General features: G+C 61.1%; 26 protein-coding genes and 1 tRNA gene. 16 read left to right on the top strand and 11 right to left on the bottom strand.

Annotated elements, in window-relative coordinates:
* Positions 1-10 precede the first annotated feature (10 nt).
* The 12 genes from ACKLNA_RS07355 (at position 11) to ACKLNA_RS07300 (ending at position 14,355) form a co-directional block, all read left to right on the top strand.
* Positions 11-412: a ParB N-terminal domain-containing protein gene (locus ACKLNA_RS07355; RefSeq protein WP_408985424.1), complete on the top strand. Its 402-nt coding sequence runs from the start codon at positions 11-13 to the stop codon at positions 410-412.
* A 147-nt stretch (positions 413-559) separates the two neighbouring features.
* Positions 560-2,764, top strand: coding sequence for a TonB-dependent receptor (locus ACKLNA_RS07350; protein ID WP_408985423.1), 2,205 nt, complete (start codon positions 560-562; stop codon positions 2,762-2,764).
* 91 nt (positions 2,765-2,855) lie between these two features.
* The gene (locus tag ACKLNA_RS07345; RefSeq protein ID WP_408985422.1) at positions 2,856-3,233 is read left to right on the top strand and encodes a fe2+ zn2+ uptake regulation protein; all 378 of its coding nucleotides are present in this window, start codon (positions 2,856-2,858) and stop codon (positions 3,231-3,233) included.
* Positions 3,234-3,428: 195 nt separating this feature from the next.
* The gene (locus ACKLNA_RS07340; protein WP_408985421.1) at positions 3,429-4,481 is read left to right on the top strand and encodes an isopenicillin N synthase family dioxygenase; all 1,053 of its coding nucleotides are present in this window, start codon (positions 3,429-3,431) and stop codon (positions 4,479-4,481) included.
* A gap of 27 nt (positions 4,482-4,508) precedes the next feature.
* Positions 4,509-5,318: a MetQ/NlpA family ABC transporter substrate-binding protein gene (locus tag ACKLNA_RS07335; protein ID WP_408985420.1), complete on the top strand. Its 810-nt coding sequence runs from the start codon at positions 4,509-4,511 to the stop codon at positions 5,316-5,318.
* The gene (locus ACKLNA_RS07330; protein WP_408985419.1) at positions 5,315-6,115 is read left to right on the top strand and encodes a methionine ABC transporter ATP-binding protein; all 801 of its coding nucleotides are present in this window, start codon (positions 5,315-5,317) and stop codon (positions 6,113-6,115) included. Before ACKLNA_RS07335 ends, ACKLNA_RS07330 begins: the two co-directional genes overlap by 4 nt.
* The gene (locus ACKLNA_RS07325) at positions 6,112-6,783 is read left to right on the top strand and encodes a methionine ABC transporter permease (protein WP_085733994.1); all 672 of its coding nucleotides are present in this window, start codon (positions 6,112-6,114) and stop codon (positions 6,781-6,783) included. Before ACKLNA_RS07330 ends, ACKLNA_RS07325 begins: the two co-directional genes overlap by 4 nt.
* An 8-nt stretch (positions 6,784-6,791) precedes the next feature.
* On the top strand, positions 6,792-8,348 hold the full coding sequence (locus ACKLNA_RS07320) for a sugar ABC transporter ATP-binding protein (RefSeq protein WP_408985418.1): 1,557 nt from the start codon (positions 6,792-6,794) through the stop codon (positions 8,346-8,348).
* Positions 8,341-9,366: an ABC transporter permease gene (locus ACKLNA_RS07315; RefSeq protein WP_408985417.1), complete on the top strand. Its 1,026-nt coding sequence runs from the start codon at positions 8,341-8,343 to the stop codon at positions 9,364-9,366. The genes ACKLNA_RS07320 and ACKLNA_RS07315 overlap by 8 nt, the downstream gene beginning before the upstream one ends.
* A gap of 31 nt (positions 9,367-9,397) precedes the next feature.
* Positions 9,398-10,453, top strand: coding sequence for a substrate-binding domain-containing protein (locus tag ACKLNA_RS07310; protein WP_134826555.1), 1,056 nt, complete (start codon positions 9,398-9,400; stop codon positions 10,451-10,453).
* A 108-nt stretch (positions 10,454-10,561) separates the two neighbouring features.
* Positions 10,562-12,949 carry a TonB-dependent receptor plug domain-containing protein gene (locus ACKLNA_RS07305; RefSeq protein ID WP_408985416.1) on the top strand — a complete coding sequence of 796 codons (2,388 nt, stop codon included), beginning with the start codon at positions 10,562-10,564 and terminating at the stop codon, positions 12,947-12,949.
* 41 nt (positions 12,950-12,990) lie between these two features.
* Positions 12,991-14,355: an APC family permease gene (locus tag ACKLNA_RS07300; protein ID WP_408985415.1), complete on the top strand. Its 1,365-nt coding sequence runs from the start codon at positions 12,991-12,993 to the stop codon at positions 14,353-14,355.
* On the opposite strand, the gene ACKLNA_RS07295 is transcribed toward ACKLNA_RS07300, so the two are convergent.
* The 6 genes from ACKLNA_RS07295 to ACKLNA_RS07270 form a co-directional block, all read right to left on the bottom strand.
* Complete coding sequence (locus ACKLNA_RS07295) at positions 14,352-14,813, bottom strand: DUF3574 domain-containing protein (RefSeq protein ID WP_408985414.1); 462 nt, start codon at positions 14,811-14,813, stop codon at positions 14,352-14,354. The two genes, ACKLNA_RS07300 and ACKLNA_RS07295, sit on opposite strands and share 4 nt — an antisense overlap.
* 188 nt (positions 14,814-15,001) lie before the next feature.
* Positions 15,002-16,495, bottom strand: a complete 1,494-nt coding sequence (locus tag ACKLNA_RS07290) for a hypothetical protein (protein WP_408985413.1) — start codon at positions 16,493-16,495, stop codon at positions 15,002-15,004.
* A gap of 54 nt (positions 16,496-16,549) precedes the next feature.
* The gene (locus tag ACKLNA_RS07285; protein ID WP_408985412.1) at positions 16,550-17,455 is read right to left on the bottom strand and encodes a LysR family transcriptional regulator; all 906 of its coding nucleotides are present in this window, start codon (positions 17,453-17,455) and stop codon (positions 16,550-16,552) included.
* Between the two features lie 105 nt (positions 17,456-17,560).
* Complete coding sequence (locus ACKLNA_RS07280) at positions 17,561-18,748, bottom strand: MFS transporter (RefSeq protein ID WP_408985411.1); 1,188 nt, start codon at positions 18,746-18,748, stop codon at positions 17,561-17,563.
* A 151-nt stretch (positions 18,749-18,899) separates the two neighbouring features.
* Positions 18,900-19,931: an NAD(P)-dependent alcohol dehydrogenase gene (locus tag ACKLNA_RS07275; RefSeq protein ID WP_248741327.1), complete on the bottom strand. Its 1,032-nt coding sequence runs from the start codon at positions 19,929-19,931 to the stop codon at positions 18,900-18,902.
* Positions 19,932-19,982: 51 nt separating this feature from the next.
* Positions 19,983-20,228 (bottom strand): hypothetical protein, encoded by a 246-nt coding sequence (locus tag ACKLNA_RS07270; RefSeq protein WP_085708437.1) that lies wholly within the window; start codon positions 20,226-20,228, stop codon positions 19,983-19,985.
* A gap of 163 nt (positions 20,229-20,391) precedes the next feature.
* On the opposite strand from ACKLNA_RS07270, the gene ACKLNA_RS07265 reads away from it, so the two are divergent.
* The 3 genes from ACKLNA_RS07265 (at position 20,392) to ACKLNA_RS07255 (ending at position 22,010) form a co-directional block, all read left to right on the top strand.
* Positions 20,392-21,036, top strand: coding sequence for an ATPase (locus ACKLNA_RS07265; RefSeq protein WP_408985410.1), 645 nt, complete (start codon positions 20,392-20,394; stop codon positions 21,034-21,036).
* An 85-nt stretch (positions 21,037-21,121) separates the two neighbouring features.
* Complete coding sequence (locus ACKLNA_RS07260; RefSeq protein WP_408985409.1) at positions 21,122-21,463, top strand: hypothetical protein; 342 nt, start codon at positions 21,122-21,124, stop codon at positions 21,461-21,463.
* A gap of 154 nt (positions 21,464-21,617) precedes the next feature.
* Entirely contained in the window at positions 21,618-22,010 is a 393-nt protein-coding gene (locus tag ACKLNA_RS07255) for a DUF1801 domain-containing protein (RefSeq protein ID WP_408985408.1), read from the top strand.
* 50 nt (positions 22,011-22,060) lie between these two features.
* Here ACKLNA_RS07255 and ACKLNA_RS07250 read toward each other — a convergent pair.
* The 5 genes from ACKLNA_RS07250 to ACKLNA_RS07230 all read right to left on the bottom strand — a co-directional run bounded on the left by ACKLNA_RS07250 (position 22,061) and on the right by ACKLNA_RS07230 (position 25,376).
* Positions 22,061-22,135: transfer RNA gene (locus ACKLNA_RS07250), tRNA-Gln, on the bottom strand.
* A 201-nt stretch (positions 22,136-22,336) separates the two neighbouring features.
* On the bottom strand, positions 22,337-23,800 hold the full coding sequence (locus ACKLNA_RS07245) for a GDL motif peptide-associated radical SAM/SPASM maturase (protein WP_408985407.1): 1,464 nt from the start codon (positions 23,798-23,800) through the stop codon (positions 22,337-22,339).
* 103 nt (positions 23,801-23,903) lie between these two features.
* Positions 23,904-24,482 (bottom strand): DUF1842 domain-containing protein, encoded by a 579-nt coding sequence (locus ACKLNA_RS07240; RefSeq protein ID WP_408985406.1) that lies wholly within the window; start codon positions 24,480-24,482, stop codon positions 23,904-23,906.
* Positions 24,483-24,523: 41 nt separating this feature from the next.
* Positions 24,524-25,156: a DUF1842 domain-containing protein gene (locus ACKLNA_RS07235; RefSeq protein ID WP_408985405.1), complete on the bottom strand. Its 633-nt coding sequence runs from the start codon at positions 25,154-25,156 to the stop codon at positions 24,524-24,526.
* Positions 25,157-25,190: 34 nt separating this feature from the next.
* Positions 25,191-25,376 carry a DUF1843 domain-containing protein gene (locus ACKLNA_RS07230; protein ID WP_085708738.1) on the bottom strand — a complete coding sequence of 62 codons (186 nt, stop codon included), beginning with the start codon at positions 25,374-25,376 and terminating at the stop codon, positions 25,191-25,193.
* Positions 25,377-25,923: 547 nt separating this feature from the next.
* Between ACKLNA_RS07230 and ACKLNA_RS07225 the strand changes: the two genes are divergently transcribed.
* On the top strand, positions 25,924-26,841 hold the full coding sequence (locus ACKLNA_RS07225) for a LysR substrate-binding domain-containing protein (protein ID WP_408985404.1): 918 nt from the start codon (positions 25,924-25,926) through the stop codon (positions 26,839-26,841).
* Positions 26,842-26,854: the final 13 nt, after the last annotated feature.

The following is a 26,854-nucleotide window of genomic DNA, read 5'->3' as shown; positions in this document are numbered from 1 at the left end:
GGGACGAATCATGGGACATGGTTACCAGATTGCCCTGCGTCCACTGTGCGTCGTGCGGCAATCCGAGCAGGTCGATCCGCTCAACGTGCAACGGCTGCGCGAGGCGATCGTCCAGGCCGGGCACTGGCTGGAACCGATCATCGTCGAGCGCTCCCGGGGCATCGTGATGGACGGCAATCACCGGTTCAACGCAGCGCGGGCGCTAGGGTTGAAGCGGGTGCCGTGTATCCAGCTCGACTACGCTGACCCACGTGTCTGTGTGCGGCACTGGCAAACCGGGCAAGCGTTCGAGGTGGCGCGGATTTTCACCACCATCGAGCGCGGCGAACTGTTCCCGTACAAGACTACCCGGCACGCGTTTGACCCGGCGCTGCCGGTGATCTCCATTCCGCTGCAATGCCTGTACGACTGACCTGTACCGGAGGGTGGGCTTCTCCCGCCCATCCTCCGCGCAAACCGGTCGCCAAAAAAATTCCGACGACGCTGATACTTTTTCGATTGCTGGCTGGCAAATAGGAGTCATTACCATTTTCAGCCATTCGAGAAGGACCCCATCGTCATGTCTGTTGCACGTCGACCTTGCAGTGAACGCGCGTTAACCCTGGCTATTCGCACCGCCATGCTGAGTTCTATTCTGGCCGCAGGAAGCGCCACTGTCTGGGCAGCAGACCCCAAGCAATCCGAGCAACAGGACACCGTCACCACGGAAGGCCTCACGCTGGACACCACCAACGTCAACGCCAGTTACAACGGCGCGACCGCCTTGCCGGAAGTGCTCGCCGGCGGCCAGGTCGCCCGGGGCGCGCGGCTCGGGATGATGGGCAACAAGGACGTGATGGACACGCCGTTCAGCGTAACCAGCTACACCGCGAAAACCCTCGCCGACCTGCAAACGGTGACCGTGGCCGATGCACTGGAGCGTGACCCTTCGGTGCGTTCCACCGGGCAGACCGGCGGCATCGTCGATTCGTTTTTCATTCGCGGATTTGCGATAGGCGAGGGCAACCTCGGCGAACTGGCCTACGACGGTGTGTACGGCGTAGCCCCGAACTACCGGGTGTTTACCGAATACGCCGAACGCGTAGAAGTGCTCAAAGGGCCGGGCGCGCTGATGTACGGGATATCGCCGAACAGCGGCGTCGGCGGCGTGATCAACATCGTGCCCAAACGGCCGCTGGACGAAGACCTGACCCGCTTCACCGGCACTTACGCGTCCGACTCGCAAGTGGGCGGGCACCTGGACGTCAGCCGGCGTTTCGGCAGCGAGAACCAGTTCGGCATCCGTTTCAACGGCAGTACCCAGGGCGGCGATACCGCCATCGACAATCAGGAGCGCGCACTGGACATCGGTGCCATCGCACTCGATTACAAGGGCGAACGGCTGCGCTTGAACCTGGATTACATCAGCCAGAAAGAGAGCTTCGACGCGGCCTCGCGACCGTTCACCATTGCACCCGGCGTGAAGGTACCATCGGCGCCGAACGGTCGCACCAATCTGCCGCAGGACTGGGGCTGGTCGGACACCAAGGAGCAGTCGGCATTGCTCGGCGGCGAGTACGACCTCAATGACAACCTGACCGTGTTCGCCCACGCCGGCGGCGGTCGCTCCGACGTCAAACGCATGTCCGACCAGGTGCCGAGAATCCTTAACGACGCCGGCGACACCAGCAACATTCCTGGCTACTACAAATTCAACGTCGATCGTTCGACCGCCGATGTGGGGATGCGCGCGCTGTTCGCCACCGGTCCGGTCACTCACACCACCACGATCATGGCGACCCGTTATCAGGACGAGTTGTCCCGGGGCATCAACAACGGCACGGAAATCCGCTCGAATATCTATCACCCGGTGGACGTGCCCAAGCAGTACATCAACTCGCCGAAAGTGCTGCGCATTTCCGAGTCGGAACTGTCCGGCGTCGCACTGACCGACACCCTGGGTTTTCTCGATGACCGGATTCAACTGACCCTCGGCGTGCGCCGTCAGGACATTGAATCGCGTAACTACAGCGCGTCCGGTTCGGTCAGCTCCCGTTACGACGACAGCGCCACCACACCGCTGGCGGGCGTGGTGGTCAAACCGTGGGAAGACGTCTCGCTGTATTACAACTATGTCGAAGGCCTGAGCAAAGGTGACATCGCCCCCGGCACGGCAGCCAACTCCGGCGAAACCTTCGCACCCTACAAATCCAAGCAGCATGAAATCGGCGTGAAGTACGAACACGGCACGTTCATGACTACCCTGGCGCTGTTCCAGATCGAAAAACCGAGTGGCGAAATCGGCGCCGGCAACGTGTTCTCGGTGCAGGCCGAACAACGCAACCGTGGTGTCGAGTTGAGCATGTTCGGCGAAGTGGCGCCGGGCACTCGCCTGATGGGCGGCGTGACCTTGCTCGACGGCGAACTGACGGATTCGGCCACCGCTGCCAACCGTGGCAACAAACCGGTGGGCGTGCCGGATGTGCAGGCCAACCTCTGGGCCGAGTGGGACACCCCGTGGGTCGAAGGTTTCACCCTGACCGGTGGCGCGATCTACACCGACAGCCAATACGTCAATCAGGCCAACACCCAGGAGCTGCCATCCTGGACCCGCATCGACGCCGGCGCCCGTTACGCCACCAAGATCGAAGGTCGGCCGACGACGTTCCGCGCCACGGTGCAGAACGTGTTTGATCGTGAGTACTGGTCGGGTGTGGCGTCCTACGGTGCGTTCTCCCCGGGCTATCCACGCACGCTGCAATTGTCGGCGACCGTCGACTTCTGATCGGGAGGTGCACTTGATGGCGGAGCTGTCGAGTGCGCCTTCTTCTATATATAGCTACGCACAGCGGCTGATCACAAAAAGGAGCATTCGAATGTTAACCAGCCCGGCATCGACTTCCTCTGGCAAGCAATCGCAGTTCCCGTTGGCGAAAGGTCAGCGGGCCTTCGATTTCGAGCGCAGTACCAATGAGCACATCCGTGAACTGCTGCATTATTACGGACTGCGCACCAGCCTGATCCGGATCAAGGTGATCGATGCCTTGCTGGTGGCTGCACGGGAAGGACGCGCCGTTGGCGGGCGCGGGGTGCACGGATATCTGCAGGCGTTTGTCAGCGGAATTCAGTTCATCAGCGTGAGGGAAGTGCTCAAGCGTTTGTGCGAGGAGGGCGTCATCGTGTTTCAGCCGGACAAGAGTTATCGGTTTACCGGTGAAGCCTACGCATTGCTGGAGCAGCATGCCGAGCGCTGATTGCTGATGGGTTCAGCGTTGTTGATCCGGGGCCTAAGCTAATGCAAAAAGGGTATTTGTCGGAAGTTTTTAATATCGTTTAGTTTTGGTTCATCAACGAATCAAAGCATCAAACCGACAGACCCCCGATTGCCATGACGGCACACGCTGAATCGATCACAGGCTCTTCAGGTTTGATTCACACGGGAGTGAATCATGCCGCATACCTTGGACATCACCGCATTACCAACCCTTGATCTGTCACAGCTCGACGGTACGCCGCAGCAGCGCCAGGCCTTTCTCGATGACTTGCGTCACGCTGCTCGCGATGTCGGGTTCTTCTACCTGACCGGCCATGGCATCGACGCCAATCTTCTCAAGCAGGTTCAGGATCACGCCCGCCAGTTTTTCGCCTTGCCCGACAGTGAAAAAGCCGCTGTCGGGATGATCAATTCGCCGCATTTTCGCGGTTACAACCGCGCAGCTTCGGAGATCACTCGCGGCCAGCCGGACCAGCGTGAACAGTTCGATCTGGGCGCCGAGCGTGAGGTCTTGCCGCTGACGGCCGACAGTCCGCTGTGGGCGCGTCTGCAAGGTCCGAATCAATGGCCGCAGGCGTTGCCGCTACTCAAGCCGTTGCTGCTCGATTGGCAACAAGCGATGACCCATATGTCGCTGCGCCTGCTGCGCGCTTTCGCTCAGGCACTCGCGCTGCCGGAGAACGCCTTCGACCGGTTGTACGGCGACAAACCCAACGAACACATCAAGCTGATGCGCTATCCGGGGCAGTCCTCGACAGCGAGCAATCAGGGCGTCGGCGCGCACAAGGATTCGGGTTTCCTCAGCTTCCTGCTGCAAGACCAGCATGCTGGTCTGCAAGTGGAGATCGAAGAGGGGCGCTGGATCGATGCGTTGCCACGGGACAACACCCTGGTGGTCAACATCGGCGAGTTGCTGGAGCTGGCCACCAACGGTTATCTGCGCGCCACTGTGCATCGCGTGGTCTCGCCGCCGGCGGGGAGCGAGCGTTTATCCATCGCGTTTTTCCTTGGCGCGCAACTCGACGCGGTGGTGCCGCTGTACCCGCTGCCGGCGGTGTTGCTGCGCGAAGCGCGGGGGCCGGCGAGCGATCCGCTCAATCCGCTGTTTCGTGACGTCGGCTGGAACTACCTCAAGGGCCGGCTGCGTTCGCACCCGGATGTGGCGCGTCGATTCTACGCCGACGCCTTGCTGCCCGAACCAGCGGCTCGCAAGACCGCAAACGCCTGATCCATCACTCGCTAAAGGATTCTCCTCATGTTGAAAACAGCAGGTTTGACCCTCGCCGTCCTCGGCGCGCTGGTGACTTCGATCAGTGTTCAAGCGCTGGAGCCATTGCGCGTTGCGGCCGACCCGGTGCCCCACGCGCAGATCCTCGCGTACATCCAGAAGCTTGATCCGCAACTGGACCTCAAGGTGATCGAGATCCCGCAGGGAGTGAACTCCAACGAGTTGCTGGTGCATGGCGATGTGGACGCCAACTACTTCCAGCATCTGCCATACCTGCAATCCCAGGAAAAAGCCCTCGGCGAAAAACTCGCAGTGGCGGCCACGGTGCACATCGAACCGCTGGGCATCTATTCCCATCGCCACAAAACCTTCGCCCAACTGCCGGACAAGGGCACGGTCGCGGTGCCGAACAACGTCACCAACCTGAGCCGCGCGTTGTACCTGCTGCAGGACAACGGCCTGATCAAACTCAAACCCGGTTTCAATGACCCGGCGGCCGATCAGGCGACACCGAAGGACATCGCCGAAAACCCGAAACACCTGAAGATCCTCGAAATCGAATCACCGCAACTGCCCCGCGCACTGGACGACGTGGACCTGGCGGTGATCAACGGCAACTACGCGCTGGAAGCCGGGCTGGTGCCGGCCAGGGATGCGCTCGGTCTGGAGAAGGCTGAACACAACCCGTACGCCAACATTCTGGTGACCACGCCGAAACTGGAAAACGATCCGCGCATCCAGCAACTGGCCAGGGATCTGACTTCGCCGCAAGTGGCCAAGTACATCGCCGAGAGCTTCAAGGGCTCGGTGATCCCGGTGGCGGATGCCAAGCCATGATCCTCGTCGAGCGATTGAGCAAGACCTATCCGTCAGCATCGACCCCGGCGCTGGATCAGGTATCGCTGAGCATTCCCGATGGCGCGATCTACGGGATTCTCGGGCGCAGCGGCGCGGGCAAGTCGACGCTGCTGCGTTGCCTCAATCTGCTCGAACGTCCGGACACCGGGCGGATTCTGCTGGATGGCGAAGACCTCACCGCGCTGTCCGACGGTGAACTGCGCCGCCAGCGTCAGCGCATCGGCATGATCTTCCAGGGTTTCAACCTGCTGCATTCGCGCAATGTGTTCGACAACGTCGCGGTACCGCTGGAAATTGCCAAAGTCGCCAAACCACAGCGTCATGAACGGGTTCGGGAACTGCTGGATCTGGTGGGGCTGAGCGACAAGGCTGAAGCCTTTCCGTCGCAATTGTCCGGCGGCCAGAAGCAGCGGGTCGGGATTGCCCGGGCCCTGGCGGCGCGGCCTGCGTACCTGTTGTCGGACGAAGCGACCAGCGCTCTCGATCCGGAAACCACGACGTCGATTCTGGAACTGCTGCGCGACATCAATCGTCAGCTTGGACTGACCATCGTCTTGATCACTCATGAACTGGACGTGGTGCGTTCGATCTGCGATCACGCCGCGTCCATGGCCAACGGAAGGCTGGTGGAGGCGGGGCCGGTGGCCCGATTGCTCGCCGATCCGCAGTCCGCCCTCGGCGCTTCCCTGCGGCCCAGTTGCGGATTGCCGCTGGGGCACGACGCGCCGGGCCTGAGTTTTCTGCGGCAATACGGCGTACGGGCGGCCCACTCATGAACCGCGTGATCGACTGGAATGAAATCCTGCAACTGGTGCTCAACGCCACCGGCGAAACCCTTTACATGGTGCTGCTCGCCGGGCTGTTCACCCTGTTGATCGGCCTGCCGCTGGGGGTGTTGCTGTTCATCAGTCGCCGTCAGGGTCTGTACCCGTTGCCCCGGATCAATCAGGCACTGGGCGCGATCATCAACCTCGGTCGCTCGCTGCCGTTCGTGGTGATGCTGATTGCCCTGATCCCGCTGACCCGTCTGGTGGTTGGCACCACGTTGGGCAGCACCGCCGCCGTAGTGCCGATCACCATCGGCGCCTTTCCGTTTTTTGCGCGGATCGTCGAGAACGCCCTGGACGAAGTCGAAAAGGGCCGCATCGAAGCCATCCTCGCCATGGGCGGCGACATCCGCCATGTGATTTTCAAAGTGCTGTTGCCCGAAGCGCTGCCGGCCCTGTTGGCGGGCGTGACCCTGACGCTGGTGATGCTGATCGGTTTTTCCTCCATGGCCGGGGTTATCGGTGGCGGCGGACTGGGCGATCTGGCCATCCGTTACGGCTATCAGCGGTTCAACAACGAAGTGATGGTCGCCACCGTGGTGGTGTTGGTCATTCTCGTCCAGGGCGTGCAGAGCCTGGGTGACCGGCTGGTGCGTTCGCTGGCTCATCGACGTTAAGGAATCTTATGAGTGCGCCTGTCACCGTGGTCTCCGAACCACTGATTCGTGTGCGTGAACTGAGCAAGACCTTCGGCTCGAACCGGGCGCTGGATCGGGTCAGCCTGGAGATTTTTCCCGCTGAAGTAGTGGCGCTGCTGGGGGCGAACGGTGCGGGCAAGTCAACGTTGGTGAAGATCCTCGCCGGCAGCCAGTCGGCCGACAGCGGCGAGATTCAGGTGGATGGTCAGCTTCGACAGTTCAACTCGCCGCTGTCGGCACGGCGCGTTGGCATCGTTGCGGTCCATCAGCAGATCAACGAGGGCATCGCACCCGGATTGAGCGTGGCGGAAAACCTGCTGCTCGATGAACTGTGCCGCCCGGACGGCGACTTCTGGCTCAACCGTAAACGCCTGCTGGAGCGCGCCGCGAATATTGCCGCCGGACTCGGCCTGGTGCTGCCGTTGGAGCAACCGATCGAACACCTCGGCCAGGCCGAACGGCAACTGGTGGTGCTGGCCCGTGCCTTCGCTCTGCAGCCACGGTTGCTGATTCTCGATGAGCCCACGGCGGCGCTGTCGGATGCCGAAGCGCAGCGCCTGTTCGGTCTGATCGACACGCTGCGCAGCCGGGGCGTGGCGATCATTTATATCTCCCATCGCCTGTCGGATCTGCAACGGGTGGCGGATCGAGCCATCGTCCTGCGTGACGGACAACTGGCCGGCGAATTCAGTGCGCGGCAACTGCCTCAAGCGCTGGAAGCCATGCTCGGCCAGGCGCTGGGGGCGCACGTCTACACGCCGAGAACCGCAGGGCGCGAAGTGCTGAAGCTGCGCGGAGTGAAACTGTTGCCACGTACCCGAGCCTTTGACATGACCCTGCACGAAGGCGAAGTCGTGGTGTTGACCGGGTTGCTCGGCGCCGGCAAAAGCGAGATCGCCGAAATGCTGTTCGGACTGCGCAACCCGTTGTCCGGCTCATTGCAACTGGATGGTGTGGACTGGCAGCCGGGCTCGCCGCGTCAGGCGATCCAGAGCGGCGTGTTCTTCGCCGCCGAAGACCGGGCCAGTCAATCGCTAGTGCCGGATTTTTCATTGCGCCGGACCCTGACCCTGCCGTTTCTCGAACGCTTCACCCGTGGCGGTTTCATCCGTAATCGTGCCGAAGCGGCAGCGGTGGAGGCGCAGGTTGCGGCGCTGGGGATCAAGACCGCTGGCATCGATGTGCCGATGAGCGCGCTGTCCGGCGGCAATCAGCAGAAAGTCGTGCTCGGCCGCTGGCTGCTCGGCGAGGGCAGGGTGCTGATCCTCGACGAGCCTTTTCAGGGCGTAGACGTACGTGCCCGACGCGAGATCGGCCAGCTGCTGCGCAACAGCGCCGATGGCCGCGCCACGCTGGTGATCTGTGCGGATGTCGATGAAGCCCTGGAGATCGCCGACCGGATACTGCTGGTACGCGATCACGCGGTGGTCGCCGAGTACCCGCGTGCCGGTCTGGATCGCGCCGTTCTGGTCGCTGCGCTGGCCGGCACCGATCCGCAAAGTTCTTTTGTTCAAGCCGCGCCAAGGAGTAGAGCGAGTGCCTGATTCGAGTTCCCTGTTGTCATCCGCCCCGGCGACGTCCGAGCGCTTCGTGCAGGCGCTGATCCGTTACGGCCTGCTGTGGGTGCTGGCATTGATCGTGGTGTTTTTCAGTGTCGCGGAGCCGGCGTTTCTGCGGGTCGGCAACCTGTTCAGCATCTTGCAGTCGGTGTCGATTGTCGCGCTGCTGGCATTGGGCGTGACGCTGACCATGGCCGTTGGCGGGCTGGACTTGTCCATCGGTGCGGTGGCCGCCATGAGCCTGATGATCGCCAGTTACGTGATGGTGGTGCTCGGTTGGGGCGCGCTGCCGGCGGTGCTGGTCAGTCTGGCGGGCGGCGCGCTGGTCGGGCTGCTCAACGGCTGGCTGATCGTGAAGATGCGCGTGCCGGACATTCTCGCGACGCTGGGCAGCATGTTCCTGGTGATCGGCATGCAGTTGATTCCCACGGGCGGGCGCTCGATTGCGGTGGGGATGACCCTGCCCAATGGCGATGAAACCGAAGGCTCGTTCAGTGCGCTGTTTCTCGCCCTTGGACGTGGACGGTTGTGGGACGTGGTGCCGGTTCCGGTGTTGATCACGGCGGTTGTCGCGCTGGCGGTGTGGCTGTTTCTCGAACGTACGCGCATCGGCCGGTTGTTCTATGCGATTGGCGGTAACGAGCAGGCGGCGCGTCTGGCCGGTGCGCCGGTGCAGCGCTTCAAGTTGCTCGCTTACGTGTTGTCGGCGCTGCTGGCCTCGCTCGGCGGAGTGTTGTTGGCGGCGCGGTTGGGGCGCGGCGATGTCAGCTCCGGCAACGGTCTGGTGCTGGATGCACTCGGCGCTGCACTGATCGGTTTTGCCGTGCTCGGGGCGAAGAAGCCCAACGCGTTCGGCACGCTGGTCGGTGCGCTGCTGGTGGCGTCGTTGCTCAACGGCCTGACCATGCTCAACGCACCGTATTACGCACAGGATTTCGTCAAGGGACTGGTGCTGGTGCTGGCCCTGATGTTCACCTTCGGCCTCGCGCATCGGGCGCGCTGAGCCGGTTCATTGATGCTTCAAGGAACGATCCATGCACGGTTCAATCAAGCAGTTCGCACGTCATTGCCTCACCGGTGCCTTGCTATCGGCACTGGCGCTGAATGCCCAGGCCAAAGCCTTGCCGGGGGCGCCGGCACCGTTCGATAAAGGTCAGGTACAAATTGCGCTGGTGGGGTATCTGTTTTCCGGGGATTTCCCTGAAGCCTACCTGCGCGGCGTCGAGAAACAGACCGAAGCGCTGGGCGCCAACCTGCGGGTATTCGATGCCCGGCAACAGGCGGCCAGCCAGGGCGAGATGATCGATCAGGCGGCCGACCTTGGCGTTGACGGGATCATCGTGCAACTGGGTCTGGCCGAAACCCTCAAGGGGCCGATTGACCGTGCGCTCGCCAAAGGCATCAAGGTCGTCGCGTTCGACGTCGATCTGAACACGCCGCAGGTGACTCAAGTCGAGCAGGACCACCACGCACTGGCGCGTCTGGCACTCGATCAAGCGGTGAAGGACAACGGCACCCGCTTCGACGCCGGGTACGTTTACATCAGCGGTTTCACACCGATGGAGCGTCGCGACGAGATCTGGAGCCAGGTCAAAAAGAGTAATCCGGGGATCATCGAGAAGGCGCGGTTCGGCACGCTCAATCCGCCAATTGCCAACTCCGTGGCCGATCAGGCCAGCGCCGTGCTGCGGGCCAATCCGGGGATCAGCGTGATCTTCGCGCCGTTCGACGAGTTCGCCAAAGGCGCGAAGATCGCCGTCGATGAGGCGGGCCTGAGCAGCAAGGTGAAGATCTACAGCGCCGACATTTCCACCGCCGACATTCAAATCATGAAGGAACCCGACAGCGCCTGGGCGGCGACGGCGGCGGTCAATCCGCAAGTGGCCGGCGCGATCAGCGTGCGCAGCCTGGCGCTGCTGATCGCCGGCGAGAATCCGGGGCACAAGGTGCTGGTGCCGCCGACCCTGATTACCCGCCAGCAGTTGCTGGATCTGGATGTGAAAAACGTCCGCGATCTGGGACAGAAACTGCCGTCCTTCGGTGATACCGCCAACGTCGCGCGGGCGCCGTGGATTCCTGTGGCGAACTGAAAATCCCAACCCCCAAAAAACTACAGCAGACATATGCCGTGCACTGACTGACGACTCCTTTTTTGTCGGCAGCGGACGGGTATTAGCTGCGTTAAAAGGAGCTGTCACATGGTTCACCGTTCCCGTTCATTACTGGCTGTCGCTGTTGTCAGTGCGATCTGGCAACTTCCTGCGCAGGCCGAGGACACTTCCACCCACGTTGACGATGACACACGGCTGGGCACCGTGCTGGTCACTGGCACCCGAGGCACGGCGCGCACAGTACTGGATTCGCCAGTGCCGGTGGATGTGCTGACCGCCGAAGACCTCAAGTCCGCCGGTGCCGCCGACGGCGAACTGGGCGCGGCGTTGCAGACGCTGTTGCCGTCGTTCAGCCTGCCGCGCCAGTCCAACTCCGGCGGTGCCGACCATGTGCGTGCCGCACAGCTGCGGGGCATGAGTCCGGACCAGGTGCTGGTGCTGGTCAACGGCAAGCGCCGGCACACCTCGGCGGTGGTCAACGACTCGTCGAAAATCGGTCGCGGCACGGCGCCGGTGGACTTCAACTCGATCCCCATCAGCGCCATCAAACGCATCGAAGTGCTGCGTGACGGCGCCGGTGCGCAGTATGGTTCAGACGCGATTGCCGGGGTGATCAACATCATCCTCGACGATGCCCCGGAGGGCGGTGAAATCTCCACCAGTTATGGCGCGTATCATACCCATCAGGACGCCATCGACCGCACCACCACCGACGGCCAGAACAGCGTGACCACGGCCAAGATCGGCACCCGGCTGGGCGAGGAGGGCGGGTTCATTCGTGGCGGCACCGAGTACAAGAACCGCAACCCGACCAACCGTGCCGGTTTCGATGGTTTTGCCGACACGCCGGGCCAGCGCAACTACGTGATGGGCGATGGTCTGGCGCGGGACGTGAACCTGTGGTTCAACAGTGAGCTGCCGCTGGCCGGCGGCAAGGCTTACAGCTTCGGCACTTACAACCAGCGCCATACCACCGGCGCCGAGTTCTATCGTTATCCGTCGGAGCAGCCGCAGTTCTATCCCGACGGCTACCTGCCGCAATCCCTTGGCGACAACACCGACATTTCCGCCACCGCCGGTTTCAAGGGCCTGATTGGCGACGACTGGGACTTCGACAGCAGCCTGACCCATGGCCGCAACCGCTTCGAATCGGCTACCCGCCGCACCCTCAACGTCAGCCTCGGTGCGGACTCGCCGACCCGTTTTGACACCGGCGATTACGAGCTGCGCCAGACCACCGCCAACCTTGATTTCAGTCGCGAACTGCGCCTCGGCGGCCGCTCGTTCGTGCTGGCGCTTGGGGGCGAATATCGTTACGAGAACTACCTGACGTTCGCCGGTGACGAGGCTTCTTACATCGGCTCCGGGGCTGATGGCGCCAACGGTTTGCGCCCGAGCGAAGAGTCGGATCTGGATCGCAACGTGTTCGGCACTTACGCCGAATTGTCCGGCGATCTCACCGACCGGTTCTTCGTCGACGCCGCCACCCGCTGGGAGCATTACGACGATGCCGGCAGCAAACTCACCGGCAAGCTCAGCGGTCGCTACAAATTGACCGAGCAGTGGGCGGTGAGAGGCGCGGTGTCGAACAACTTCCGCGCACCTTCGCTGGCGCAGAGCGGCTTCCAGAACACCACCAGCAACTTCGGCGAGGGCGGCACGCTCACCGACATTCGTGTGCTGTCGGTCAATGATCCGATTGCCCGGGCACTGGGGGCGCAGAAGCTCGATCCGGAAACCTCGAACAACTACAGCCTCGGCCTGACCTTCCAGTTGAACGAACGCTTCGATGCCTCCCTCGATGTGTTCCGCATCGACGTCAAGGATCGCATCACGCTGTCCCAGCGCATCGGCAGCGATGCCCTGGAAAGCTATATCAACGACAACTTCGGCGTGCCGGGCGTGCACGACGTCAACTTCTTCACCAATGCCGCCGACACCAGCACCCACGGTGCGGAACTGGTGCTCAACTACCATCAGCCGTTCTACGAAGGGCAACTGGGCCTGACCACCGCATACACCTACAACCACACCAAAGTCACCAGCACCAAAGGTACGCCGTCGCAACTGACCGCATTGGGGATTGGCAACGATGCGCTGGTGGGCGTCGAGGAAACCAACACCCTGACCGATGCGGCACCCAAGGATCGCTTCGTGTTTTCCGCCAACTGGGTCAGCGAACACTGGGGCTTGCTCGGGCGTCTGACCCGGCAGGGCGAGACCACCCGAGTGTTCGATTTCGGCGACTCGCAGCCCGAGCAAACCTATGGCGCGGTGTGGCAACTGGACGCCGAAGTGACCTACAAATTCACCCCGAAATTCAACATCGCCCTGGGTGGCAACAACCTGACCGACAACTACCCGGAACGCTCCGGTTCAGCCATCAACTACGGCGGCAACCTGCCGTACGACGTGCTTTCGCCGATAGGCACCAACGGCGCTTACTACTACGCCCGCGCCACTTACGGCTTCTGAGATTTGCCGCCATGGATGGCGGACCCTCTGCAGGATCACGCATGAGTAAAACCAACGGCCCTCAATGCCATTTGCCGGTATTCCAGGCGTTGCTGATCACCCTGGGCATGGTCATCACCACCGATATTCTCAAAACCGCGCCGACCGTTGCCTTGAACGTCGGGCCGGAACATTTCTATTGGGTCTGGGTTCTCGGCGGACTGGCGTCGATGGCCGGGGCCTTGTGCTTTGCCGAAATGGCCACCGCGTTTCCGCACCCGGGCGGTGACTATCATTTTCTGCGCACCGCTTATGGCGAGCGCATGGGTTTTCTGTTCGCCTGGTCGCGTTTTTCAGTGATGCACACCGGGTGGATCGCGTTGTCGGCGTTCATGTTTGCCGATTACTTCAACGCGGTTTTTCCGCTGGGGCATTACGGCTCGGGGCTGTTCGCCGGCGCGATCATTGCGGCATTGGTGCTGCTGAATCTGACGGGCAAGCACATCGGCTTCATCACCCAGACCGTGCTGGTCGGGCTGCTTGCTCTCGGGTTCCTGAGCATTGCCAGCGCCGGGGTCTGGCTGGCGTGGCAAGGGATCGAACCGACGCTGCCCAGCGATCCGGTCGTGCCCGAACACACCGGCGCGGCAGGGTTTTCCGCCGCGATGATCTTCGTGTTTCTGGCCTTTGGCGGCTGGAGCGATGCGGCGACGTTGTCCGCCGAAGTGCGCGATGGCCGACGCGGAATCTTCATTGCCATGCTCGGCGCACTGACGGTGTTGATGGCGATCTATCTGGCGCTGAACTGGGCGTTCGTTCAAGGTCTGGGGTTCGCAGGCCTGGCGGCAAGCAATGCGCCCGCCGTGGAGTTGTTGAATCGTGCGTTCGGTGCGCCGGGCGTGATGCTGATCCTGCTGATGGTCGGCATCGCAGCCATCGCCACCATCAATTCGACCCTGCTGGTCGGCGCCCGCACGACGTACGCCGCCGCCCGGGACGTGCCGCAATTGCGTCGCTTCGGTGAATGGGACGAACGCGATGGCGTGCCGCGCAAGGCCTTGCTGGCGGAGGGGGCGGTAGCGTTGTTGCTGGTGTTGTTCGGCAGTTTTACTCAGAGTGGCTTCAACACGATGGTTGAGTATCTGACGCCGGTGTACTGGTTATTTTTGAGTTTGAGCAGCCTGGCGTTGATCATTCTGCGGCGGCGATTTCCCGAGGTGCCGCGGCCGGTCAGGGTGCCGCTTTATCCGATTTTGCCGCTGCTGTTTTTCGGGTTGTGCGTGTACATGCTGTATTCCAGCGTGACGGTGGTGGGGTTGGGGGCGTTTCTGGGGATCGGGGTGTTGCTGGTAGGGGCGCTGGTGCTGGCGGGGTTGAGCCGCCTGGTGTCGACACCTCGGCAAGCTCTACAGCAGACAGCGGATTAGAACGATACCTGGGCCGGTTGCGACAAGCGCAACACCGACAAATCCCCCGTTATGCGCTTGTAAGCCAGACGAATCGCCTCAATGTCGCTCTCACGTTTCGGGCTGCCTTCGTGCAGGATCACAATCACCTTGGTCGCCAGCCGCTCAGGCACTTTCGCGTCATGGTCCTTCCACTGCCCGTAGGCGTCCAGCACGGTGAAACCGTCCGGGAACCGCGACGTCACTTCCTGATCGAGAAACTCGCGCCAGCGCGCGGGGCTCACCACACCTTCCTTGCCTTCTATCGGCCCCACCGAAAAATACAACTCGGTGCGAACCCACTGTGCCTGGGCCGGGCGCGTGGTATCGCCTTGCAGGGTTGAACTGGCGGGATCCTTTGTATGCACGGAAACGGGAGGAGGACTGGCACAACCGGCGACTGCCAAAAACATAGCGGCCATCAACAGGCTTTTTTGCATGGAAACTCCCTTTTTATGAGTTGAGGTGCAGGCGTGAGCAATCATCTGGGGCATCAGTAAAGAGATGCGAGGCAGACGGAATGAGCTGAGACTACGTCGTTATTTTTATAACGATAAATACTGATTTTGTATTTGTTAATTCGTCTCGGTTATTTGAGAGTGACCGGTGGTTTATCCCTTGCGTTCTCTCACTCAGCCATCTCAATCCTGAACTGGCCGAAACTTCCGCCTTGCTTGATGTTGATCGGCACGAACATCCCATAGGTCTGAAGATAGGCATACGTTGTCGTGTTTTGGCCGTAGTGATAGTCCTTGCCAGTGCAATCGATAACCTTGGCGATGCCGGTCAACGTCGAATAAAACTCGCTGGCAGACTCCTGGGACTTCACCTCGCATTCAATTCGCCTGTCGGTCAGCTCGGGTACTTTGTTGAATGGGATGTGAGACCTTTGCACGGTGTAGCTCAAATGCGTGCCAACCGGCATGTTCGCCCAGTCACCTTCGAATCGCAGGTCCGTAATGGCGTCCGTTTTTACCGTAATCCGCTTGTGGTCATTGGTGTAATCGATTTTGGCCAGCCTGGTCAGTCCACGAAAACTGAGGCTGACCGATTGGCTGATTTCTCCTTCGAATCGCTCAGTCAGCTGTTTGCCCGGCTCATGCGCAAGGTAGGTGCTATCGCGTCCCAGACGTCCCAGCTCATTTTGAATGCGGGTGTTGAGATACGACAGATCGATACCGTTGAAAATGTCGGGCTCAGGTTCCTCGTACGTTTCCTTGAACGACAGGCGCAAGTGTCGAATATTCTTTTCCGGGGCGGGCAATTTCAGCCCTTCGATGGCTTTCACCACAGACGCGGGCAATACAGGGTCGGGCAATATAAAAGCGGTCTGTTCCCGCCCCAGGAAAGGTTTGTATTGGTCCAGCGCTTGCCGGGGACCGCAAGCCAGGGTCAGCAACTGACGCTGATCCGCATTGAGGTTTTGCAGCGCAACCGGCTGGCGTTCTAACAACCCACCAATCACACGGCTTTGCTTATCAAGATAAAAAGTACTGAGTGGGGTCAACCGCTGCTGAGCACAATCAGCGCTCCAGCGTTGGCGCTCCCGTGCGAACAGCGATTTACTGGGCGTAGGCATCAGTTCTTCGGCCGGTGGAACCCGGGAAGACCAGAACAACGTGTGGCCGTCTTTCTGAGTGAGGCTGGCGCGATCGATCATTTGCCAATCCTGATGTTCGGGCGCCGTAACCACTTGCCATTGAGAAGCTGAAACTTGAGCGCACACTTGCTTCAACTGGTTGCTTTGCAGAAACAGTGCTTTCTGCTCGGCAGGCAATTGCCTGCCCTCTGGCGTGCGACCGTGGCCATCAGCTGTGAGCTGCAACATGCCGGCAGTGGTCAAGTAGGCCATTTGCGCGTCCGGCAGATGGCAATCGGCATCGAAGCGCACCAGATGAATGCGTTTTCCCTCGACCCTCATGACCATATATGTGACGTGGTCACCTTCACGCACAATGGAGTCCGGCTCGGGTTGACCGGTTATGGCGGTCTCGAACTCCTTACGACCCATGGCATCGAAATCGGGCAAGGTCTGAGGCTTGGGAGGGTTTTGGCATCCGCTCAGCACGAGGGCAACGATCAATAAAGACAAGCAACTGAAACGGTGAATCAAGGCATCCATGCAGGCACACATCGTCAAGGGAAAGTGATGGCATATTAACATGCCTGTTGGCAGTCACCCTCGATACAATGGCTCGCGGGCTGTCCAGAACGCGCTCAGCAGATAATCCCGCACATACACCAGGCTCGGACTCTGCAACGCGCTCTTGCGCCACACCAGATACAGCACGTTGACCGGCGCATCGGTGAACAGGGTCGGAGAAATCAAACGACCGTCAGCAACCGCGTCGGCGCACTGATAATCCGGCAACACCGTCCAGCCGTGACCGCCGAGCACCAGGTCCTTGATGATCCGCAGGTCTGGAATGGTCAGCGACGCTTGCAGTTGCGGGGCGATCTGGAACATCGATGACCAAAGCGGGCGCACCAGGGCGAGGTCTTCGTCGAAGGCAATCAGCGGCACCTCAGTCAGCTGTTCTTGAGTAGGGTGTTCCCCCAATCGGTCCAGCAAGCTGGGTGCGTAGACCAGCAGCATGCGTTCGGTCAGCAGGTGGGCGAAGCCGTGGGTCTGTTCGTCGGGCAGTGACGCGGTAATTGCAAAATCGATCTGCCTTGATTCGAGCATCTCGTAGATGCGTTTTTTTGCGCCAGTGTGAAAGCGCAGCAGGAAACCTTCACCCATCAGCGGCGCAAGCCGGGCGGCGATTTGTGAGTGAATGAAGTCCGAAGGCCCGACCAGATGAATCGTGCCGCCCTTGAGCAGCCCGGGCCGCAGCGAGGCGATCTTGTTTTCCAGACCGTCCAGAAATGGTGCGACCGAACGGGCCAGTTCGTCGGCGGCTGCGGTGGGTTCGACGCCCCTCGGCAGACGCTGGAACAGCGGCTTGCCCACCAATGCTTCCACGGCCTGGACATGCATCGAAGCCGCCGGCTGGGTGATGCCCAGGTGCTCGGCGGCTTTGGAAAACGACTTGGCGCGGTAGGCTTCGAGGAAGGTTCGCAGGTGGGTGAGGTGGCTCATGGATTGGCGGCGTCCGGGGGCTGAACCTGGTTTTTACCATGGTGCGCAGGTGGTGTGCTCGTCTCGGGAAAACGCCGTTGCGGCGCTTTCCCGACGCGAGGCTCGTCAGATGTTATCGGCCGGGCGATAGCGTGTGGCGGAGGTCGCGGACATCTGGCAGAGAATCAACAGAAGACCGAGTGCCGAAACCACTGCGCCGGTGAGGCCCACATAGCTCAGGCCGATCTGGCTGATGGTCACGCCACCGGCGACTGAGCCCAAGGCAATCCCGGAGTTGAAACCGGCAATGTTCAGGCCGGCAGCGACACCATGGGCATGGGGAGCATGCTGTTCGGCGATTCCGATCAGTCTGGCCTGCAGGGCCGGTACGGCGGCGAAGCTGAACATTCCGAGCAGAGCTACCAGCACACCCATCAGCACTGGCGAACCGGAGAACGCCCAGATGCCGACGGTGACCAGTGCGATACCGGCGATCAGCGAGGCGCTGGCGCGGTCAACGCCCCAGGCATCCGTGAGTTTGCCGCCGAGCACGTTGCCGATGGCAGCCATCACGCCGTAGAGCAACATGAACACGCCGACAGTGGTGGCGGTGGTGCCGGTAACATCGGTCAGCACCGGAGCGATGTAGGTGTAGGCCACAAACGAACCGGCGTAACCGAGCACGGTGACCAGCGCACCGGCCAGCAGTTTGCGGTTGAACAACGTCTTGAGACTGTCGACTGCCGAACCGCTGTTGGTGGCGGTCGGCAGCGGATCGCGCATGCCGAACAACAGCCCGAAGAAGCCGATCGCGCCGAACACCGCGATGGCGGCCAACACCAGACGCCACGACATCACACCGCCCAGATACGTGCTGATCGGCACGCCGATGGCCATGGCCAGCGTGAAACCGCCAAACACCACGGCGACAGCGCTGCCAGCGCGACCGGGACCGGCCAGGCGCGCGGCGGTGCTTGATGCCACAGCCAGGAACAGGCCGTGGCCCATGCCGGCGATGAAGCGGGCGATGAGCATCAGCGTCAGCGTGCTGGAAAAGGCTGCCGCCAGACTGCCCGCACTGAACACCAGCGCCGTGGCGAGCATCACGTTCTTGCGTGACCAACTGGCGGTCAGCGCACTGAAGATCGGCGCGGCAACGGTAGCGCCCAAAGCATAGGCAGTGATGGTTGCGCCGGTGGCCTCGACATTGACGCCGAGACTTTGCGCCATCACCTCGGTCAGGCCGATCGGCACGAATTCAGCGAGCCCGAGGGCGAAGGCGCTGAGGGTGAAGATATAGATGACAAATGGCATGGGAGCCTCTCGCAAATGGAAGATGGCGAGAGGCTAGGGCGTGCTGATTTATAAATGAAATTCTGTTTTTGCGGTGCTGGTATAAAAATATTGATAGGTTTTTGGCGAGGCAAAAAAAAGCGCGTGAGTTTTTGACTCACGCGCCTTGGGTTCATTTGCTGGCGTTCAACACAATCCGATACCGCGCCTTGCCGCTGCGCAGATGATCGACGGCCTCATTGACCTTGCTCATCGGAAATTCTTCGACCTGCGGCAGGATCTGATGCCGTGCGCAAAACTCCAGCATGGTCGCCGCCGTGGCGGGCGAGCCCACCGGTGAGGCAGACAGGGACTTTTGCTGAGGGATGAGATTGAACACATGCACCGGAATCGCATCGGGCACGATGCCGACGAAGTGCAGCCGGCCTTTGCCGCGCAGGGTGGCGAGCATCGCCGTCCAGTCGAGATTGGCGTTGGCGGTGATCAGCAGGAAATCCAGCGTGCCGGCAATCGCTTTCAGCGCATCGCTGTCGGTGGAGGCAACGACCTTGTGCGCGCCAAGGCGTTTGGCTTCGTCCTGTTTGCTCAGCGACGAGGTGAACGCCGTGACGTCGCAGCCCCAGGCATTGAGAAAGCGCAGCGCGAGATGACCGAGGCCGCCGATGCCCACCACGCCGACCCGGTCGGTCGGCTTGATGTCGAATTCCACCAGCGGGTTGAATACCGTGGAACCGGCGCAGAACAATGGGCCGGCCAGCGCGGGATCGAGATTGTCCGGGAGTTTCAGGGCCCAGGCCCAGTGGGTGCGCAGCCGATCGGCGAATCCGCCGTGGCTGCCGATGATGGTGGGTTTGGCGGTGGCGCAAAGGTGATGGGAGCCGCCGATACAGGAAGAGCAGTGCATGCAGCTGCCCTTGTACCAGCCGATCCCCACGCGCTGTCCGACTTCCAGTCCGCGGACCTGCGGGCCTGTACGCACAATGCGGCCGACCACTTCGTGGCCGGGAATGAACGGGTATTGGCTGATGCCCCAATCGTTGTCGATCAGCGACTGGTCGGAGTGACAGACGCCGCAGTATTCCACGGCGACTTCGACTTCTTCATCCCCGAGCGGGCCGGGATCGTAGCTGTAGCGCTCCAGCGGAGCGCCGGCCGAGGTGGCGGCCCATCCGGTAAATGTCGTCGGTTCGGTGTTATTGCTCACAGGACACCTCCAGGTCTGGCGCTGCGGGCGCAGCCTGAAGAGTCTAGCGGGTCATCGCGTATGCGCGAGCCAGGTGTCCAGCACGCGCCGGTCGAGTTCTTCCCAGTCCGCCATGCCCAGCACTCGCGTGGTGTTGAGGCCGCGCAGATAGCCGCGTAATTGATTGGCCACGGCCCGTACCGACTCCGAATCGTCCGCTGGCTGGCCCAGCACGGTTTCGTATTCGACGAGGTATTCGGCCACCCGGTCGCGGAATTCGGGCAGGACGGCATCGCGGATCAAATCAAAGGTTCGCACGGAAAATCCTCATTTGTTTTCGTTGTGATCGAGTGTGCAGCAGTCTGCACGCTGCGCAACTATTGGTTCAAGTAATAGTGACCATCAAGAAACGCAAGTTCTGCTTTGCGGCCGACAGGCGGAAAATCGCCTCCATCGAAACGCAGCTCAAGGAATTTGCGCGATGAAGACTCTGACCCGACTGGCTTTGGTCGCCCTGCTGATGGGAGGGGTAGCCACCACTGCACCGACTTACGCAGCCGACGCCGGTACGTGCCATTTTCTTCCCATCGGCAGCGCCAGCAGCGGACTGCAGCACTCGCAAACCGTGGGTGTGCTGTACAGCGAAAACACCCTGGACAACCTGCAATACCTCGAGCGTTACCACGATGTGGCGGAGAACGGTGCCAAGGATGCACTCGATGCGCGGATTCGCGAGGCCTTCGTCAACAGCTCCGATCCGGAACTGGCCATCGACTGGTTGATGAGCTCGCTGCAACAGCAGTTTCTCTCGGTGACCGTCTACGACAGCCTGGATCAACTGGTGCAGGCCCATCCCGACGTGGTGGTGATGCTCGACACCCACAACCGTCTGCTGACCCAGCGCAACAGCCAGGTCGAAGCGCGGTTCGCCGCACGCTTCTACGACGCCAACCTGCAATACATTGGCAAGGCCGAAGGTGCGGTGGAGAAACAGATGCCGTCGGTGTGGGTTCACAACAAGGCGGCGCCCGAGATTGCGGCCCAGATCGAAAAACAACGGGACCTGCAATTCAGCGCCTTGAAGCAGTTCGATGATTCGCTCAAGGCCCTGGTGACTGCTGGCTGAGCACACATATTAAAACCGCAACGGCAGCGCCCGTGACGCTGAACGTTGCTTGAGAACCGAACCTTTTATTTTCAGGATTTTATCCATGCGTGCCTTTTTTATCCCTGCCATGGCTTCCGCCACTTTGCTGCTGAACGCTTGCGCCTCGGCGCCGAACGATCCGACGCTGACCTTGCAGACCCACAAGACCCCGGCCCAGTACGCCGAATGCGTCGTGCCGAAACTGCAGAGCAGTGCGATGAACCCGACTGTCTCCCAGACCCAGCGCAGCTACCGGATCGTGGTGCCGAGCAAAGTGTCGGCGGACAACGTGCTGGAAGCCTACAAGGCGCAGGACGGCGGCAAGGTGTTCTTGTACGAGCGCCATTTGCTGGCGTCGAGTTTCATGCCGTCGAGTTTTGAACGGGCTGCCCAGGAGTGCCTGTAACGCCTGACGGTCAGCGCTTTTGACGATGCTCCTTTGGTTGGCCGCAACCAACCAATTCCTTTGCCCCGCACCTTGCGGGGCTTTTTTTTGCCCGACGTCTGGCGCAGTCGGCGCTACGCTGGATAGCGGACAAGGTTTTCGGGAGAACAAGAACATGAAGAAGGACAACAGCGGCGTGGCGACCGAGAATCCCTCGGTGCTGATCGACGCAAGAATCAAGGAACTCAACGACTGGCGCGGCCAGAAACTGGCCGAGATCCGCGCGATCATTCACGAGGCCGATCCGGAGGTCATCGAGGAGTGGAAGTGGCGCGGCGTTCCGGTCTGGTCACACAACGGCATCATCTGCACCGGAGAGACCTACAAGGCCGTGGTGAAAATGACCTTTGCCAAGGGCGCGGCGCTGGAGGATCCGTCGGGACTGTTCAATGCCAGCCTTGAAGGCAATACCCGGCGGGCGATTGATGTTCACGAAGACGACAAGATTGATGCAAAGGCACTGAAAGCGCTGGTGCGTTCGGCGATTACGTTGAATTCGAAAAAGTGATTTGCCGTTGAGGCAGAGATGACGCGGAGGAGGGTGAAACGAGGAAAAAATGGCAGGGGCGGCTGGATTCGAACCAACGCATGGCAGGATCAAAACCTGCTGCCTTACCGCTTGGCGACGCCCCTGTAGCTATTGTGTTCAGCCCCGAGAGGACCTCTGCAACAGTGGGCAGCACTTTACCAGCGCTCTTGCGTTCTGGGAACCCCTGAAGCAAATAAATTTCATGGAAAACAGCTACTTATTTCCCGGAGCGGGTGAAAGGGCCGGATTTTCAGGACGTCCTGGCGGTCCAGGCGCCCGAATCCTGCGGGCGCCTGGACCCGATTTCACACCAACGTACTCGGCGCCACCCCCAGCAAACCCGTCAGCGTGTTCATGATCGCCTGCTGACGGGCACGGTCCGTCTGGTGCCTGGCCTCGGCGGCGGCGACATCGGCGTGGCAGTGCGGGCAGATCGATTCGTGGGGATGAATGTACTGCAGGCAACTGCGACACAGCGCCAGTTGCACGGGGATGCGTCCTTCCTCCGGCGACTTCTGACCCTGATTGATCCACGCCAGTTTGATCACCTGGCCGCTGTCGCTGACGCTGCTGACCTGCTCGCCGGTGTCGATGCGTTCGGTGATCAGGTCGAAACGGCCGATGGCGAAGGAGCGCTGCGCCGCGTCTTCGAGCTTGACGATGCGCTCGCGCAGTCCGCGTTTTTGCAGTTCCAGGGTGCGGTAATGGCAGTAAGGATTGTTGCCCGGTTTGCCCAGCAGCGAGTGGGACGTCCAGGTGCAGCCGCCCCGGCAGACATCGTTGTAGTAGCAGCTGCGGCAGTAGCCCCAAAGATCGTCGACCGAGCGCAGGCGTCCGAAGTGGATACCTTCGCTGTAGTGCCAGATGTCGTGCAGGCTCATGTTGCGCACGTTGCCGCCGGAGAAACCGACGGTCGCCAGTGACGGACAGCCTTTAACCGTGCCGTCCGCTTCGAGCGCCAGCACGGTCTGACCCGCCGCGCAGCCGCTCCAGTGCACGCGCTCGTCACCGAAGCCGCGCCACAAATGTTCGTAAGGGCCGTAGTAGCCGATGTTGTTGCCGACGTTCATCAACAAACCGCGATCCACGCCCTCGCGGTACAGCCGTGCGAGCAGCGGCATCACCTCCAGCAATTGATAGGGTTGCAGCAAGAGTTCCGGGTGATCCACGGCATTGCCCATGGCCACGGTGATCTGGATCTGCCAGTGGGTGGCGCCGAGTTCGATGATGGTGTCCATCAGTTCCGGCAAATCGGGCAGGGTCGCCGCGCCGATCTGGGTGTTGACGCTCACCGCCAGCCCGGACGCCTTGGCCCGGCGCAGGGTATCGACCGCCTTGTCGAAAGAGCCGGGGACGTTACGCACCTTGTCGTGCAACGGCGCGAGCCCGTCCAGAGAGATTCCGACCCCGTTGAGGCCCGCGTCTACCGCCGCCTGCATCTTCGCCGGCGTCAGATTGCGCCCGCCGGTCTGGATCGCGCAGTACATGCCGTGGTCGTGGATGGCCTGGATCAGTTGCGTCCAGTCCTTGCGCAGATAGGCTTCGCCGCCGATCAAAGTGATCTCGCGGGTGCCGAGGGCAGCGAGAGAATCGATAACGTCGAGGCATTCACGGGTGTTGAGTTCATCGGGGCGTCGATGCCCCGCGCGCGAGCCGCAATGCAGGCATTTGAGGTCGCAGGCCAGGGTGATTTCCCAGACCACGTGCACCGGCACGTAGCGTTTGAGATCGGTGTCACTGAGGTAGCGGGCAGGGCGGTTGTCTGTCATGGGAGATCCTTGCGCACGGGCCTGTGCGCGGCACGAGTGGACTGACCTCGAGTGGCTGGAAGACCGGGCGCGGTCACCCATGACCGCGCCCGGGCCGTAGCGCTTAGCGCGCTTCCAGTCGCGCGATTTCCGCGTTCAGCTGCGCAAGGGCACTGCGCAAGGCGTCCTCGTGGGCCAGCTGTTGTTCGCCCTGCTGCACGGCGACTTTCAACTGCGCCAGATCACCGCTTTCTTTCGCCGTTTGCACGGCCACGGCATACAGCGGGTGGACATGGTGCTCGGGCGGCAGTGGCTCAACGCTCGGCGCCTGATGCACGGCGACGTGACGCACGTCCTGCCACTGACCGCCTTCGTTGTAGCGGTAATCGACAAAGCCGCTGGTCCAGTCGTTCAGAATGCCCTTGAGGTGGAAGGTCTGGGCAATCTGACTCAACGGACCGCTCGGGTTACCGCCGAGGGTGAGAATGATGTAGTTCTCGGTGGATGGCGTCAGCCTGGCCTCGGAATAATCGCCCCAGACCTGGGCGTGGAAGTTCACCGGTGGCCAGGTGCTTTGAAAAACACTCGCGGTTCCGCTGACTTTTTTACGGACGGTATCGACCACGATATCGAGGGTCAGAACCGGTGCGCCCAGCAGTGAGTTGCTGGCAATGAGACGGGTGTGAAAAAGTCCGATCGACATGATGCTGCTCCCTTGTGAAAGTGATGGTTCCAAATGGCCGATCAGCGACTTTGCACGCGGCTGATTTCTTTGTTGGCGTCGTCCACTGCTTTGCGCAACAGCGGCAGTTGCTCCAGCTGCTGTCTGGCCTGGGCGGACAGGCTCTTCATCTGGGCCAGGTCACCGCTGGCGATGGCGCCCTGAATCGGCGCGGCATACAGCGGCAGAACCGGTTTGTGCCGCTCGATCACCGGGCCGGGATTGAAAGATTGCAGGACGTTCGAAGGCACCTCCACCAGATGTGCCGGCACATTGTTCAGTTCGTGCCAGCGCTGGCCGTCGAAATACTCATAGTTGGCCACGCCTTCACGCCAGTCAGTGCCGACCACCAAATGAATCTTGAAGTTGATGATGGAGTTGGAGCCGGGGCCTCCATGGTTGCCTTGAGCGGTGATCAGTATCTTGCTGACACCGGGCTTCATGACTGTCATGTAGGTGTATTCGCCCCAGACATCCGAGTCGATGTCGAGCGGCGGATTGGTCGCCTGAGTCACGGCGGCGTTGCCGGTGACATGCTGCTGTGGCGTGGACACCAGCAGGTTCAACGCAAGACTTTGCGCCCCCGGCTGACCTGTGCCGATCCGATAGCTCACGGGGAACAAGCCGACATTTTGTTGCTGAACTGAACCAGACATGTGAATTGCCTCCATTGCAATGTGGTTGATGGCCTTAGTGTTTTTCCAGACGGGAAACTTCTTTGGCCAGTTTTTCGTACGCGGTTTGCAGCTCCTTCGCTTCCGGCTTCGTTGAATCGCGCTGCTTCAACAAAGTCTTCATCTGTTGCAGATCGCCTCCCGTGATGGCGCTCTGGATGGCGACGCCGTAAGGCGGCATGTTGTGTTTTGAGCCAGTCATATCGAGGGTTTCCTCGTGGTGGTTGCCGAACATCCCCTTCAGGCGAGGGGCGTCTTTCCTGACAGGCAGGCGACAGCAAACGGCAGGAATCACTGGCGACAGTGGTGCCTGGCGAGGTGAAGGCCTGATCCGTCCGGATCCGTCAAATCGTGGTGATTGAATGGGCGCCGATGCGACGCCGAGGGCGTCAGCCGAAACCGTCCGGTCTGCTGTCCGGAATCGGGGAGCGCGTCTGCCGTGGCAGAGGGCAAGAGAAGTTCGCCTGTACGTTGGTCATCTTTCTGTCCTTGATAGAAAGCAACGAAACACAGGGATAGGTTGTTCACTCATCAAGAGTGCATTAACCCGCAAGCACAAAAACCATCCCTGATTTTTCTTCCAGTGCTGCTGATGGCGTTCGTCGAGAGACGTTTGCCAAGTGGCCAGCATATCGCCAGCCACGCAACCCTAGCCCTGTTTGTCCGGGGCTGCCAGAAAAAGCGCCGAACGGTCATGGCCGCTGCTATCCTGCGCGAATCATGAAGCAGGCAGTGGAAGATCGCGCTGTATGAACACGAATCGTGACCAGTTTCCCTTGCCCGAAGACCTCAAGGTATTCCTGACGGTCATCCGCAAGAACAGCTTCGCCAGCGCCGCCGACGAGTTGGGCTATTCGCCGGCCTACGTCAGCAAACGCATCGCGGTGCTCGAAAGCACGCTCTCGACAAAACTGTTACACCGCACCACCCGGCGCATCGCCCTGACCGACGATGGCGAGCGGGTACGGATCTGGGCGGAAAAGCTGCTGGGGGACTTCGATGATTTCCTCGGCGAGATGGCCCAGGCCCGGCACCAGCCAGCCGGGTCGCTGCACATTTGCAGCAGCTTCGGTTTTGGCCGCAATCACGTCGCACCGGCGATCAGCCAACTGGCCCGCACCTGCCCAAAGCTCGACATTCGCCTGGACGTGTTCGACCGCGTAGTTGATCTGGTGGGCGAGGGCTTCGATCTGGAAATCCTCGTTGGCGATGACCTGCCGGGTCAGCATCTGGCGCGCAAACTGGTGAGCAACCGGCGGGTGCTGTGCGCCACGCCGGACTACCTCGAGCGTCGGGGCACGCCGCAATCCCTCGAAGATCTGCAAGACCACGACTGCCTGGTGCTGAAGGAACGCAACAATGCGTTCGGCATCTGGGAACTTACCAAGGACGGGCAGCAGGAGTCGGTACGGGTCAGCGGCCCGCTGTCCTCCAACAGTGGCGAAATCGTGATGGAGTGGGCCTTGAGCGGCGGCGGGATCCTGTTGCGCTCGATGTGGGACGTCAAACCGATGCTCGAACAGGGGCGGCTGGTACAGGTGCTGGCGGATTACACCCAGAGCGCCAACGTCTGGGCGGTGTACCCGACACGGCTCAGCGAGTCGGCCAAGTTGCGGGTCTGCGTGGAGTTTCTCGAAGAGTATTTCCGCGACTTGTCCGTTGAATGAAAAACCGGGTTGT

Origin of the sequence: Pseudomonas sp. UV AK001, assembly GCF_046097675.1 — a bacterium.
Lineage (GTDB): Bacteria > Pseudomonadota > Gammaproteobacteria > Pseudomonadales > Pseudomonadaceae > Aquipseudomonas > Aquipseudomonas kribbensis.
Note: the sequence above shows the minus strand (reverse complement) of the source record. Positions and strands in the feature narration are given on the sequence as shown.

Coding starts and splice junctions, on each gene's coding strand:
- ACKLNA_RS07325 (WP_085733994.1), top strand. CDS start 6,112: ATGAACCGCGTGATCGACTGGAATGAAATCCTGCAACTGGTGCTCAAC.
- ACKLNA_RS07340 (WP_408985421.1), top strand. CDS start 3,429: ATGCCGCATACCTTGGACATCACCGCATTACCAACCCTTGATCTGTCA.
- ACKLNA_RS07350 (WP_408985423.1), top strand. CDS start 560: ATGTCTGTTGCACGTCGACCTTGCAGTGAACGCGCGTTAACCCTGGCT.
- ACKLNA_RS07330 (WP_408985419.1), top strand. CDS start 5,315: ATGATCCTCGTCGAGCGATTGAGCAAGACCTATCCGTCAGCATCGACC.
- ACKLNA_RS07335 (WP_408985420.1), top strand. CDS start 4,509: ATGTTGAAAACAGCAGGTTTGACCCTCGCCGTCCTCGGCGCGCTGGTG.
- ACKLNA_RS07260 (WP_408985409.1), top strand. CDS start 21,122: ATGCGTGCCTTTTTTATCCCTGCCATGGCTTCCGCCACTTTGCTGCTG.
- ACKLNA_RS07240 (WP_408985406.1), bottom strand. CDS start 24,482: ATGTCGATCGGACTTTTTCACACCCGTCTCATTGCCAGCAACTCACTG.
- ACKLNA_RS07235 (WP_408985405.1), bottom strand. CDS start 25,156: ATGTCTGGTTCAGTTCAGCAACAAAATGTCGGCTTGTTCCCCGTGAGC.
- ACKLNA_RS07310 (WP_134826555.1), top strand. CDS start 9,398: ATGCACGGTTCAATCAAGCAGTTCGCACGTCATTGCCTCACCGGTGCC.
- ACKLNA_RS07265 (WP_408985410.1), top strand. CDS start 20,392: ATGAAGACTCTGACCCGACTGGCTTTGGTCGCCCTGCTGATGGGAGGG.
- ACKLNA_RS07300 (WP_408985415.1), top strand. CDS start 12,991: ATGAGTAAAACCAACGGCCCTCAATGCCATTTGCCGGTATTCCAGGCG.
- ACKLNA_RS07255 (WP_408985408.1), top strand. CDS start 21,618: ATGAAGAAGGACAACAGCGGCGTGGCGACCGAGAATCCCTCGGTGCTG.
- ACKLNA_RS07345 (WP_408985422.1), top strand. CDS start 2,856: ATGTTAACCAGCCCGGCATCGACTTCCTCTGGCAAGCAATCGCAGTTC.
- ACKLNA_RS07290 (WP_408985413.1), bottom strand. CDS start 16,495: ATGGATGCCTTGATTCACCGTTTCAGTTGCTTGTCTTTATTGATCGTT.
- ACKLNA_RS07355 (WP_408985424.1), top strand. CDS start 11: ATGGGACATGGTTACCAGATTGCCCTGCGTCCACTGTGCGTCGTGCGG.
- ACKLNA_RS07225 (WP_408985404.1), top strand. CDS start 25,924: ATGAACACGAATCGTGACCAGTTTCCCTTGCCCGAAGACCTCAAGGTA.
- ACKLNA_RS07295 (WP_408985414.1), bottom strand. CDS start 14,813: ATGCAAAAAAGCCTGTTGATGGCCGCTATGTTTTTGGCAGTCGCCGGT.
- ACKLNA_RS07305 (WP_408985416.1), top strand. CDS start 10,562: ATGGTTCACCGTTCCCGTTCATTACTGGCTGTCGCTGTTGTCAGTGCG.
- ACKLNA_RS07230 (WP_085708738.1), bottom strand. CDS start 25,376: ATGACTGGCTCAAAACACAACATGCCGCCTTACGGCGTCGCCATCCAG.
- ACKLNA_RS07320 (WP_408985418.1), top strand. CDS start 6,792: ATGAGTGCGCCTGTCACCGTGGTCTCCGAACCACTGATTCGTGTGCGT.
- ACKLNA_RS07245 (WP_408985407.1), bottom strand. CDS start 23,800: ATGACAGACAACCGCCCTGCCCGCTACCTCAGTGACACCGATCTCAAA.
- ACKLNA_RS07285 (WP_408985412.1), bottom strand. CDS start 17,455: ATGAGCCACCTCACCCACCTGCGAACCTTCCTCGAAGCCTACCGCGCC.
- ACKLNA_RS07280 (WP_408985411.1), bottom strand. CDS start 18,748: ATGCCATTTGTCATCTATATCTTCACCCTCAGCGCCTTCGCCCTCGGG.